The organism is Microcoleus sp. T3_D1 (genome assembly GCF_036700405.1).
Classification (GTDB): Bacteria; Cyanobacteriota; Cyanobacteriia; order Cyanobacteriales; family Microcoleaceae; genus Microcoleus.
Genome location: NZ_JAUBOV010000033.1, coordinates 6818 through 19565 on the forward strand (window position 1 = coordinate 6818; position 12748 = coordinate 19565).

General features: G+C 46.9%; 11 protein-coding genes. 6 read left to right on the forward strand and 5 right to left on the reverse strand.

Annotated elements, in window-relative coordinates:
- Together QT992_RS16300 and ispG are read right to left on the reverse strand one after the other, a co-directional pair.
- Positions 1–182, reverse strand: a 182-nt coding sequence (locus QT992_RS16300; protein ID WP_333377317.1) for a hypothetical protein, incomplete at its 3' end; no start/stop codon positions are given.
- Between the two features lie 20 nt (positions 183–202).
- Positions 203–1423: a (E)-4-hydroxy-3-methylbut-2-enyl-diphosphate synthase gene (gene ispG, locus QT992_RS16305; RefSeq protein WP_333342367.1), complete on the reverse strand. Its 1221-nt coding sequence runs from the start codon at positions 1421–1423 to the stop codon at positions 203–205.
- Positions 1424–1925: 502 nt separating this feature from the next.
- Here ispG and QT992_RS16310 point away from each other — a divergent pair.
- The 6 genes from QT992_RS16310 (at position 1926) to QT992_RS16335 (ending at position 4126) form a co-directional block, all read left to right on the forward strand.
- Entirely contained in the window at positions 1926–2225 is a 300-nt protein-coding gene (locus tag QT992_RS16310; RefSeq protein ID WP_333321160.1) for a hypothetical protein, read from the forward strand.
- Positions 2225–2521 carry a hypothetical protein gene (locus QT992_RS16315; protein ID WP_333321162.1) on the forward strand — a complete coding sequence of 99 codons (297 nt, stop codon included), beginning with the start codon at positions 2225–2227 and terminating at the stop codon, positions 2519–2521. Before QT992_RS16310 ends, QT992_RS16315 begins: the two co-directional genes overlap by 1 nt.
- Positions 2508–2732 carry a hypothetical protein gene (locus QT992_RS16320; RefSeq protein ID WP_333342369.1) on the forward strand — a complete coding sequence of 75 codons (225 nt, stop codon included), beginning with the start codon at positions 2508–2510 and terminating at the stop codon, positions 2730–2732. Before QT992_RS16315 ends, QT992_RS16320 begins: the two co-directional genes overlap by 14 nt.
- Before the next feature lie 121 nt (positions 2733–2853).
- Entirely contained in the window at positions 2854–3102 is a 249-nt protein-coding gene (locus QT992_RS16325) for an AbrB/MazE/SpoVT family DNA-binding domain-containing protein (RefSeq protein ID WP_015174616.1), read from the forward strand.
- Entirely contained in the window at positions 3096–3371 is a 276-nt protein-coding gene (locus QT992_RS16330) for a type II toxin-antitoxin system PemK/MazF family toxin (protein ID WP_333342371.1), read from the forward strand. Before QT992_RS16325 ends, QT992_RS16330 begins: the two co-directional genes overlap by 7 nt.
- Positions 3372–3622: 251 nt before the next feature.
- Complete coding sequence (locus QT992_RS16335; RefSeq protein ID WP_333342373.1) at positions 3623–4126, forward strand: DUF2243 domain-containing protein; 504 nt, start codon at positions 3623–3625, stop codon at positions 4124–4126.
- Between the two features lie 167 nt (positions 4127–4293).
- On the opposite strand, the gene QT992_RS16340 is transcribed toward QT992_RS16335, so the two are convergent.
- From QT992_RS16340 to QT992_RS16350, 3 genes are all read right to left on the reverse strand, one after another.
- A complete protein-coding gene (locus QT992_RS16340; RefSeq protein ID WP_333377319.1) occupies positions 4294–5280 on the reverse strand; it encodes an Rpn family recombination-promoting nuclease/putative transposase in 987 nt (328 codons plus the stop codon).
- A 118-nt stretch (positions 5281–5398) separates the two neighbouring features.
- The gene (locus QT992_RS16345; protein WP_333377321.1) at positions 5399–5764 is read right to left on the reverse strand and encodes a hypothetical protein; all 366 of its coding nucleotides are present in this window, start codon (positions 5762–5764) and stop codon (positions 5399–5401) included.
- 117 nt (positions 5765–5881) lie between these two features.
- Positions 5882–12556, reverse strand: coding sequence for a translocation/assembly module TamB domain-containing protein (locus QT992_RS16350; protein WP_333377323.1), 6675 nt, complete (start codon positions 12554–12556; stop codon positions 5882–5884).
- Between the last annotated feature and the right edge of the window lie 192 nt (positions 12557–12748).

Genomic DNA, 12748 nt, shown 5'->3' on the forward strand with positions numbered 1-12748 from the left:
ACCCCATAAGAAACTTGATGTTTTTTTGTGGAACAGGCATCTTGCCTGTTCTTCGGGCGGGCTAGAAGCCCACCCCACAAGAAGCTTGATGTTTTTTTGTGGAACAGGCATCTTGCCTGTTCTTCGGGCGGGCTAGAAGCCCACCCCACAAGAAGCTTGATGTTTTTTTGTGGAACAGGCATCTTGCCTGTTCCTGACGGGGCTAAGGATCGACCCAGCGATCGTCCGATTTAATCAAGTCAATCAATTCTGCCACACCTCGGTCTTCCGGGACTTTCTTAATTTCTTCCCGGCCCCGGTACAGCGAGATATAACCCGGTTGCTTCCCGACATAGCCGTAATCAGCATCAGCCATTTCTCCCGGTCCATTGACAATACAGCCCATTACTGCTATGTCCAAACCCGTGAGATGCTTCGTCGCCTCTCTCACTTGGTGTAACACTTCCTCTAAATTAAACAAAGTGCGACCGCAGGAAGGACAAGCGACATACTCAACCATCGTTTTCCGCAGTCCCAAGGCTTGCAGAATGCTGTAGCAGACGGGAATCTCCTTTTCTGGGGCCTCTGTCAGCGAGACGCGGATGGTGTCGCCAATGCCGTCAGCTAACAAAGGTGCGAGGCCTGCGGTGGATTTGATGCGGCCGTATTCGCCGTCTCCTGCTTCCGTGACGCCCAAATGCAGCGGGTAATCCATGCCGAGTTCGTCCATCCGGTGCGCCATCAAGCGGTAAGCAGCAACCATCACGGGCGCGCGGGAGGCTTTCAGGGAAATGACGATATTTCGGAAGTCGAGGGATTCGCAAATTTTGATGAATTCCAGGGCGGATTCTACCATGCCTTCGGGCGTGTCGCCGTAGGTAAAGAGCATCCGTTCGGCGAGGGAACCGTGATTAACGCCGATTCGCAAAGCTTTGCCTTGGTCGCGCAGGGAAATCACCAGAGGTTCCAGGGTTTCGCGGATTTTTTCGCCAATTTCGGCGAATTCGGCGTCGGTGTATTCGGTTCTGTCGGCTTTCGGCTTCTCGAACACGTAAAGTCCCGGATTGATTCTCACTTTGTCTACGTGTTTGGCCACTTCGAGGGCAATTTTCATGCCGTTGTGGTGGACATCGGCCACGAGGGGCACGGGTTGGTAGGTGGCGTGCAGTTTTTGCTTGATTTCGGCTAAAGCTTTGGCGTGGGCCATGCTGGGCACGGTGACGCGGACGATTTCGCAGCCAATCTCGTGCAAGCGACGAATTCCGGCGACTGATCCGTCGATGTCGAGGGTGTCTTCGTTAATCATCGATTGTACGACGACGGGGTTGCCGCCGCCGATGGTGACGCTACCGACTTTGACTGGCCGGGTTTTGCGGCGTTTGATGGTGGTGTCGAAGGTGGGTTGGCTAGATGCGGTTTTAGTGGGGTTCGGCAGAGTTTGCATAACTGGTTGCTAGTGTTCTGTAATTAGAGTTTATAAAATTGTGTCTGCTGTTTTTTAGGTTGCCATAGAAAGGGTCTGTTTGGGCAATGAGGTTTTGGGATTTAGGATTTTTGATAGAAGTACGATGGCTACGCCCCGGCTTACGCCTACGAACTTGTAACTCACATTATGTAGTTTTGAGCGATCGGGCGATCGATTTTTTAGTATTAAAATTTAACATTCCGGGCGGGCAAGAGGCCCATTCCACAGATGAATCCGGGGGCTTGTTTAACAGTTGATAAATTTCAGGTACAATTTAAAATTATTGTGGGCGATCGCCGACTGGCAAAAATATCTAGATAGTTTTGAGTCTCAAACACTTATGCCAGTAGATTAAGGTCAATAGAATAAAAGGATAGAAAAAGGTGCAACAAGTGGCAGACCTTTCAATCCCTCAAAAGCTGGCGGCAAGATTCTCAACTTATCTTATCAAAATGTTAAAATTACTGATAAAGGCGTTGCCTTGGTTGAAGCTCATGTTCGCAGATTTAATCCCGTTGGTGAAGCTGAGCTAAGAATGGTTGAAAGGTTAAGAGGTATCACCACCCAGACCCTTGTAGCTGAGCCTGTTGATTTACGCTTTTATACTCACGAGTTACGCGAGTATCTCAGGTATAAAAAGCTTGGCTACCCAACTGGACAACCAGCCGACCCGGATCAGGCTTATGAACTTGGGAACAATGCTCACACAGCTACTCTTGAAGATTATAAATTAAAACAAGGATTCGGCGTTTTATTTCATCCGAGCGTAGAGGAATTTTGATGAAAAACCTAACTCAATTAACCCAGCTTGAATTAGTGCTGCTGGAATTAGTAGCTAAAGGTCAAGGAAAGTGGAGTTGGTACGAACTCGCGAATGCACTTTCCCGTAGAGATGTACCGCGAGAACCTGACATGATGGTTGTCTTAAAAAAACTGGCTGCTGATGGCTTGGTTCAGCGATATGTAGAAACAGGTTCGCCTCGCGATAGATGGGAATTGACAACTGAGGGGACGATTTTGTTGACAGAGGCAACTGCTTCTGAACAGACTACTTTATGCAAATATGTTGAAGTTTAACTTAGAAACACAATTTGTAGTTTGCATTAACAATCAAGACTATCAAGCATCATGGGAAGTGCGAAAAATCTACCAAATGATACCGGACAATCGCGCTGCGGAACATCAATTTATTCGAGTTATTGATGAATCCGGCGAAGATTATTTGTATCCAGTTACATATTTTGTGCCGATCGCATTGCCGAAAGCCGTAGAAGCAGTATTTGCATAGACAAAGGTTATGTAAGGGCGGGTTCACCAACCTCTATGTTTATAAACAGCAATCTCAATAAACCCGCCCCGCCCAATATTGGGTTAGAATAAATAAACCTGAGTGTTAATATCGCAAATGTATGACCGCTAAAATACACATCAGCAAATTAGGTAATTCCTTGGCTTTGCCAATACCAGACTACATAGTAAAGTTTCTCAACCTTAAAGCCGAAGATTCAGTAATTTGCAGCATAGAAAATGGGAAACTGGTCATAGAGCCTGTAAATAATAAAATATCAAAGTATACCCTAGATGAATTATTGGCAGGCGAAATAGAATCTAGCGAAGAAGTCTCTTGGGGAAAACCAGAAGGAGAGGAAGTTTGGTAAACTATATCCCCGAACGAGGTCATTTTATTCGCCTCAATTTTGACCCTCAAGCAGGACACGAACAAATGGGGACTAGGCCTGCACTGGTGGTGAGTCAAACTAAATTTAACCAAAAAATGGGGTTTGTGTTCGTCTGTCCCATTAGCAACACACAACGCAAAAATCCGTTTTATCTTCCCATTCCCGAAGGTGAAACGATAACAGGTGTAATTATGACGGATCAACTCCGTTATGCAAGATTATCGCGCAAGGCAGGCAAGTTTTCTTAGTGAATGTCGATCAGATATAATTGAGGAAGTTTTGAGGCGAATTCAACCTATTTTGTTTGAGAATATGACTGTTGATGAATGGTTAATCAAATTATAAACTAGATTTGTAGTTGGCATTAAGCATCAAGAGTATCCAGAAATCTATCGCGCGGATGATGCGATCGCCCCTCCTCCCCAGCAAAACTAAAAAATGTATTGGCAAATCCCTTCACCGACCCAGGCTCAGCAGTTAAATAATCTGAGGTTTTCCATTGGACGATCGCACAAACTCACCAGCCACCGCTGTTAACAACCGCCGACCTCTAATTATCGCAGGAATTCTCCTCGGTATCGGTCAATCCGGCTTTTTTGACGGCATTGTGCTGCACCAACTCCTCCAGTGGCACCATATGTTTAGCAGCGTTAAAACCGATGCTACCGTTGCCGGTTTAGAATTAAATACCCTCGGAGATGGATTGTTTCACGCTGCGGATTGGTTGGTAACAGTGGCGGGAATCTTCTGTTTGTGGAGTGCTGTGAAGCGCAAAGATGTTCCTTTGTCAACTCAAACTTTTTTGGGTTCAATATTAATTGGTGCTGGATTGTTTGACTTTGTTGAAGGCATTGTTGACCATCAAATTTTGGGAATCCACCACGTCAAACCCGGTATCAACGAGTTAGCTTGGGATTTAGGATTTCTCATTCTTGGAGTTAGTTTAGCGCTGTTAGGTTGGATGCTGGTACAGAGGGAAGTTCCCGCAGATACTAAAGTTTAAAGGAATGCAGAGATTGGGAATTATACCAAATCCACGTTAAAAATCCCTGACGTGTATCCGATAAACAAGCCCCCGAATTTATCCGTGGGGTCAATGCTTCAATGCTTCAATCTAAAATCTAAAATCTAAAATCTAAAATCGATTGAGTCTCTTTTTAACTCATCAGTTCATCCCGCCGCCGACTCCAACCACGCAATCAAATCCTCTTGACTCCTAAAATCCAACAAAGCTTCTCCTAAATCATCTAACTGTTCCGCAGATAACCCCTGGATGCGAGTTTGAACTTCCAGTGTAACATCACCCACCCGCCGCACTATCTGACGCATAATTAATCCTATTTCCCCTTCAATTTTACCCCTTTCGATTCCCTGTTCGATTCCCTGTTCGATTCCTTGTTCGATTCCCTGTTGTATTCCCTGTTCAATCCCCTGTTGTAGACCAATTTCTATCCCTTTCATCACAGACCCGATTTGGTCTTGGATAAACATTTCTCGCTTGTCTACATCATTCAATTCGTCTAGTGTCAAATTTGCTCGGTTGGCAATTTCCAGCGCGGTATTAATCTCTTCAATAGACCCCAATGTATCTGGTACTGCTTCCAAAGAGGGCGCGTTTTTCATAAAGTAAATCCATTTTTCCGGCAGAGTTTCGAGTTCATTCAATTCTTTTTTGAATTTCGGTAACTCCACAAACACTAACTTTAACTCGCAGTTGGGATAGACGAATTTCTCTTCTGTTTCTGTGAATTCAAAGTTAGAGATTAGTTTTTCCGTGTTTTCAAATAAGATAAAGTCGGTGATGGTTAAAGCAATGACTGGATTTAACTTTAAATAACCTTCTCCGGCTTTGAGTTGAGTAGAATAGGTTGTCGCTGCATTGTACACTACCCGTTTTTCAAAGGCGGCGACGTTGAGTACCTGCATTTCCACAATCACGGTTTTGTTGCCGGTAATCTTGGCTTTGACATCGAGGTAAGTGTCTTTCAATCCTGTAACGCTGCCGGCTGAATAAGGGTCAATGATTTCTATTTCTTGGATTGTTGGTTCTCCGTTATACAGCATGGCATTTAGGAAACTGATTAAAATTTCTGGATGTTCGGAAGAAGCGAATATTTTTTTGAATGCAAAGTCTGTTTTGGGGCTGATGAAACGCATATTATAGAAGGAAGAGGGAAGAGGGAAGAAGGAAGAAGAAAAATGCAATCTTTTAGGGATTTTTAGGCTGGTAGTTGCGCTTTACCACCCTTAGCGCAACTACGAAGTTTTTCAATTATCAGCCTGTGGCTTCAGTAGTAGTTGCAGGTGACATAACTAGCTTTCCAGTTATATCCATTGTTGCCAGTTTCAGCACTTCATTAAAAGCTAAACCCCGAATTTTGAGTTCCCACCGAATGCCTTTTGCTTTCATTCGCTTGGCTTTCCGCATATCGACATCAGCAGCTTTTTGATGCAAGAGCAAATATTTCATTGCTGCTGTAGCTTCCACTTTTGTGGGAAATGCAATATAGGTGAGAAATCCGCCCTCCCAATGATTGGCGTTGCGGACACTGCTGATAGTCGCCACTCTCGGACTAAAGCGGTTCCAGTACAAGTCGCTGTAGCCGATCGACTGTGTATTAACTTGGAGTTTGTTTGCCATTTGACTTAACTCCTCTAACCTTGTGTGTGGGGTTAGCAGTACCAATTTGCTGCTGTTACTATTATAGCAAATTATTTAGAAATTGGTAACTGTTGGCTGTTGGCTGTTGGCTGATGCCTAAAACCTCAATTCATATTCAGCAGTGACACGGTTGTCTCCTTGAAAATTACTGGAACTCCTGAGTAAAAGTTTATCGCTCAATCGATAGCGCACAGTAAATTCTGTCGGTTGATTTGCTGACAAAACTCGAATAATTGATGCTGAAATATTGCGCGTGATGTCAAATCCAACTTCTAAACCTAAACCGAGAGAACCCGCACCAGAACTGGAACTAGCACTTTGTGCTTCGTTGCCTCTAATTCGAGTGGGAAATAAGCGAAATTCGCTTAATCCTGTGGCGTTAGTAATCGCAGATTGAAGGTTGTTCAATAAACCCGCACCGGCTAAATTTGCGATCGCCAGTGTACTATCTCCCTGTCCCAAAGTCTCCACGAAACTGCCGCCTAACAGCGCTACAATCTCTATTTCCGATCGACTCGGAGAACTCCTCAACTCCAGATTTTCCCCCAACTGAGAAGCCCTTCCCTGCACTAACGCTTGAACTCGGACACTCCGCACGCTGCCGAAAGTTGTCGGTTCGTCTGCTATTTCAGAGGCTACAGATGTGCCGGGAATGCGGAACCGCGTTACTTCCTGCACCGAAGTTGCTAATCTCACATCCAGCGTCGGATCGAGTCCTTGTGTTGGTACAAAGGTAGCTGTCTGCGGGTATCCTCGATCGAGTCTAAACTGCGTTGTAAACAAATTCACTGACCCGGAAGTCAACCGAATCGTACCCTCCGGGCGAAGGTCATCTAAAGTTCCGTTCACCGTCAAGCCCCCAGTCGCCTGAAAACTCAATATCGGCGCACTCGTTACCCGAATTCCCCGGCCCAAATTCAGCCGCAAATCGTTCAATCCAACTTCAAAGGAAGGGGAAGGGGAAGGGGAAGGGGAAGTCGCAGCAGAAGGGGAATCAGAAACCTCAGTCGCAGGGGAAGCAGAAGATGTGGAATCTGAATCAGAAGCAGAAGAGGAAGAAGCTAACTCAGTTCTGCCGCCGCCGGGACTTCGGAGAAATACTTCACCGTTGTACAGTTCAATATTACCGCTCAACTGCGGACGCCTAGCCGTGCCCCTTGCCTGCACTTGACCGACTACGCCGCCGCTGTACAATCCTCTCAGGTTCACTGCCAACTTGTCTAAATTTACAGCCAAAGGATTATCCGCATCGACATCGCCCTCCGCAAAAGGCACAGACAGCGGAATCACGCCCTGGGCGACAACTTCTCCCTGACTCAACTGTCCCCGAATTCCTTCTACCCGAATACGATCGCCCTCAAAGCGCACCGTCCCAGTCACCCCTGTCAGCGGTTCTGGGAAGGCTTGCGCGCGGACGGTTGCATTTTCAAAATTCGCAATTCCTTGCGCTACAGGGTCTTGCAGCGTTCCTCCCACGCGAATTTGCACCTGTCCCTGACCGCTGACCCACTCAACTTGCGGAGTCAATACATTAATAATTGCCAAACCTTCATTTTGCAAATTCGCCCTCAAATCAATTTGATCGCTGTCGGCCTTCACCGCTGCAAACGGCAACTCAAAAGGCAAACTTCCGGCGACCTCAATCGGTTCAGTTTGAGTTATCAAAGCGCTGCCGCCAAAATTCAGGCGGGCATCGCTGTAACTGAAACTGCCGTCGGCTTGTTTAATCGGTTCTCCGTTTAGCGTACCTTCCAGCAAACTCAATTCCCCGGTGGCTTGTGGGTTTTCCAAACTGCCGGCCAAATTCGCCCGCAAATTCAAATTTCCTGTGACATCCACAAAAGGCAATTCCACCAGTTCTGCCAACTCTTCCACGGGCACATTTTCTACCCGCAACTGCCCGGATTGAGCTTTTTGCCCCAGTTGTCCCGAAAAGCCGATCGCACTTTTTCCCGATCGAATTTCCAAAGGCAAAACAGTTAAAATCCCGTCCTGAAAACTGCCTTCAAGGCTGAACGTTTCAGCGACATATTCTCCCCACTGCCAGTTATCACCTTCCACGTCAAATTGAGCTTCCACACCCGTTTCCAAAGAACCGGCGACAGCAATTTCCGCGTCAAAAGTGCCTTGCAATTGAGATAAGGGAGGCACTTTTTCTGATTTTTCCACTGCCTGCTGTCGCTGCAAAAGTATTTCAATTTCTGCCAAACGGCGCAACTGTTCGATTAGCGGGGCTTCTGATTCTCCCACTGCTACAGTTTGCACGTCGCCACTGTCACCGTAAACGGGAGGTTTTAAGCCTCTAGCCAAGTCGCCTAAATTGAAATATTGCAAAGCGGTTAAAACCTGTTGCAAATTGCCTTCCTGTACCTTAACTTTCCCGGCAAATTGCGGGTTTGCGCCTGTTTGAACATTACCGGAAATTAAGTATTGACCGCTGCCTTGGCGGAATATGCCATCTGTGAGAGTAGCGCTGCCGTTAGCGTAGCTGAATTCGGCTTGGAAACTGTCACCTTTAATGTAGCCGATCGCCGGTTGGGCGATCGCAATTTGTCCGCTTGCTTGCAAAGTCGCCGGATTTAACGGCATCTTCCAACCGGGCACATTTACTTGTCCCGAAACCGTACCAGTTATCGGCCCCAAACCCGCCTCTTTACCGGGTGATAGATTCAAAGCAGCGAGGGGAAAATCGCTTAAATTAACTCGCAAAGTTTCTCCCTCGGTTTGGCCCCTAGCCACAGATTCCCCGCGTTGAATTAAGAAAGATGTCGGCAGAAAAGATGGATTTAAAGCTACTTCGATTTTGTCTTGGCGACCGGCCAAACGCAAATCTACACTTTTCCCAGCATCGGCATTCACACTCCCCGCCAGTACCGGGTCAAAAGCGACTTGATTTACTGCTAAATCCCGCACTTCCACGTCGCCAACTAAGCTGAGGGCGGCGAGGGTTCCGGTGAGGCTGCCGGTAAAATCTACATTGCCGCGCAGGGGAAGATTATTCTCTGAAGGATTTTTGAGACCAATTGGTCTCAAAAATGCTAATTGTTCAGTCGGTAAGGCTTCCAGGTTAAAGTTGGCGAGTTTGACATCCAAATCTAAGTTGGAAATTGACGGCCCTCCTTTACCTTCGAGTTCGACGTTAACAAAGCCGTTTGCTGTCAAACCGGGAGTTGTGGCGTTCTCAATTTCCACCCGTTTGCCATCCCAATTAAATACTGCCTCAAAAGGTTGTTTCAAAAACGGCAATTCCGAGATGCGGAAACTGCCGCCGGCGCGAACATTTTGTAGGGGCGGTGCCCCCGTGCCCGCCCCAATCGCGCCGGATAAATTGATATTGCCGTTAAACAGTCCTCCAAGCTGCGGGAGATTTTGGGAACCAGAAACTACACCTTGGGCTTGCAAGCTTTGTCGCTGCGACTCAAAGGCTTGCTGGAAGCGACTTAGAGCAATTTGCTCGCCCTCAATTGACGCGCGCCAATTCCCCGATTCGGCGCGGCCTTTAGCATTGACAATTCCTCCGCCGTTGGCGAGTCGAATTTGTCCGTCGCCGTTGGCGGTGATGTTGTTGGCGGTTAGATTATCTACTGTTCCCAAAATGCGGACTTGGCCGTCGAGGGTTCCGTTAATTTCTGGCGGTAAATCCGCTGTCAGCAAACCTGTTTGTTTGAGGGTTTGTTCTAAATTACTGACGGCAATTCCGTTGGTTTCCAGCAATGCTTGCAAGTTGCCGTTTTCTAATTTGGCCGTAGTATCGATCGCCCCGAGTCGATCGACCACAATCACTCCTTCTCCACTAGCACTAATTCCCTTCGCTGTCAAGTTATCCAAACTGCCCGCTGCTTGGAATTCGCCGTTAACTCTGCCGTCAAATCCTTTAGGCAAAGTCGCCGTTAGTGGAAACAGTTGGAGATTGCGGATTGTTTGTTCTAAGCGACTGAGAATAACTCGATCGGCATCGGCGAAAGCTTGCCAGCGTCTGTCTTCTAATTTACCTCTAAAAGCAAGAGTACCGTCCCCTATATTGAGTGTGCCGCTGCTGCTGACGCCTATGTCAGCGGCGGTTGAATTATCAAGACTGCCGCTGGCTTGAATTTGATTGGATATTTGTCCGTCAATCGATTTTAGATTTTGGATTTTGGATTTTAGATTGTTGAGGTTGGCGACTGTTTGGGGATTTTCGGGATTGAATGCTGAAGCCACATCTAAAATCGGCAATCCTAAATCTACCAAGCGGCTGATGGAAGTGCGATCGGTTTCTGCTGTTCCCTGCCAGTTTCCGGCTACCAATTCTCCTTTAAAATTAACATCACTACCGGCAAGATTGAGTCTGCCGCTGCCGATGGCATTGATGCTGCTAGCAGTCAAATTGTCAAGACTTCCCGATGCTGTAAATTGACTCGATAGCAGTCCGTCAATCGATTTTAGATTTTGGATTTTGGATTTTAGATTGTTGAGATTTGCAGATTGCTGATTTTCGGGATTGAATGCTGAAGCCGCATCTAAAATCGGCAGTGTCAAATCTACCAACCGGCTGATGGAAGTGCGATCGGTTTCTGCTGTTGCTTGCCAGTTTCCCCCTACCAATTCTCCGTTTAAATTCACATTGCTGTCGGCAAAATTGAGCCTACCGTTGCCAGTAACATTGATTCCGCCCGCCGTCAAATCGTCAACATTGCCCGCAACTTTAAATTCACCGGCTAGCTGTCCGCTTAACGATTTTAGATTTTCGATTTTGGATTTTAGATTGTCGAGATTGGCGGTATTTTCCCGTGTTAAAAACGGCAAGCCAATATCAATCAATTGATTGACAGCTACTTTTTCTGTGTTGCCAAAAACTTGCCAACGACCAGATTCTAGTTCGCCATTAACATCAACAATACTGTCAGCAATATTCAGCGTTCCTTTGCCCGTCGCAGCGATCGCATTTAAACTCAAATCGTCCAGAGTGCCCGCAGCTTCGACGGTGCCGCTGAATACACCTGCTAGTTCAGGAGGCAAATTAAGGTCTGGCAGGACTTGCTGCAAACTGTTGAGATCCACGCCATTGCCCTCGATCAAAGCTTGCCATTGACGGTCTTTTAGCGCAGCATCCACGTTAACAGAAGCGTCGCCAATTTTCACAACAGTATTTTGCAAATCCGCCGAATTTCCTCCGGCTCGAATGGAGCCCGCAGCGGGGAAAGTCCCTTGCGGTGCTTGCCATTGAACTCTAGCTTGAATGTTGTCTAACGGGCCGAAAATTTGAGCTTTTGCGGACACACTGCCAATTGTAACAGTAGCAGGAATGGGGAGAGCGTAAATTTGGGCTAGATTATCTGCGGGCAAGTTTTCAGCTTGCAAGTCAAACACCAAACCAGATGGAGAATTATTACTTCCCAAAGCAATATCAACTTGACCTTTCCCGCCAAGTTTACCCCCCGCCGCCGGCACTACCAAAATATCGCTCAAAGTCAAAGCTAAAGAGGAAAACGGGGGAATAGAAGATTGAGAATCGGGAGTTGGGGTTTGAGCCATTCTCCCGCGTTCCAATTTGAAGTTAGTGCTAATATTATTTAATTGCAGTCGATCGACCGTAGCGGGTTTTGTCGAGGCGATCGTACCTGTGAGCACCGGCATTGCAACTGTTCCAGTCAGCTTGGCATCCGCCTTCACTTCCCCTGCAACAGCTACGGGTAATACTACTTTCTGCCCTAACTCTGTCTCCACCGCACTGACAACACTTGCAAAAGCAACTGGTTGCACGTTAGTTGTTAGATTGAAGCTAGCGTTCTCCAAATTAAAATTAGTTCCAGTTGCAACTGTTCCTGCTATTCTAAGGGGAATTAGACCGTAATTAGCCGCCAGACTATCGACAATAAAATTAGTTCCCTGAAACCGCAACTGGCCGCTGCTATTTTGTATAGTTTGTTTCAGCGGACGAATACTCGCTTGCACTCCTCCAAAACTAGCCGTTCCGGTAATTCCCGATACTTTATTGTCTCGCACTTGCACGGTCAAATTGCCATTAGCAAGACCTTTTTGTAAAGAAATGCTGGAAAGTCTTAGCAAGCGAGCGAGGTCGGGCAAAGGCAAATTTTGACCCTGCAACTGCAGGTTAGTTTGAGCTGCAGGTAACATAGAATCAGCTTTAAGTATAAAATTATCGCGGTTAGTAAACTGACCGTTGACTTCGTAGAGAACGCGCTGATTTTGGTCGCGAAATAAAGCACTGCCATTTTTCAAATTTACAGAAATCGGAGCCGAACTTTTCTGTCCGACTGGGGGACTCGGCACCAAAAGCGCCCTGGCATTTTCAGCTCGAATTGCTTCAACTTCAGTTTTAAATAAACCCGGAGATTTCCGCTCTGCTGTGGGAAGATTAACCCAGCGGCCTTGAGCATCCTGTTCGATATAAGCGTTGGCTTGAACTAAAGTAATATCTAATTTGAGAGTGCGGGTGAACAGCAGTTGCAAAACCGAAAACTTGACTTTAACTGCTTCTGTAGAGGCGTAATCGGGATCGGTAGCAGTTGCAGGTAAAGTCGATCGGCCAAATCGCAAACTTGTCAGAGAAAATCCCTCCAAACGTCCGAGTTGCACAGGCCGCTTCAGCAACTGACTGACTTCCGTTTCCACCAAAGGAGCTAACTTTTCCCGCACCCACTGGTATCCTAGCGCCGCCCCAACCAAGGCGATAATGCCCAATCCTGTACCGCTAAGCAGCAGCAGACGCCACCAGCGGCGGTGGGGACGGGGTGCGAGTTGATTTTTGTTATCGTCCGAGTTAGTCATGGGTGTTTCTCAGAAATCAGAGAATTCAGGAATTAAGGGAATCAGCCGATTTTAGACAGGTATAATTTCTGCGATCCGCCAGCGTGGCTTCTGCCTTTGGTAGACTCACAAGTGAGATCGGAAGTGCCGATCGGGCGTTAGCGTTGCTTGCAGCAGAGGATCGAATTTCAAGATTCACGTCCCACTCCGGGG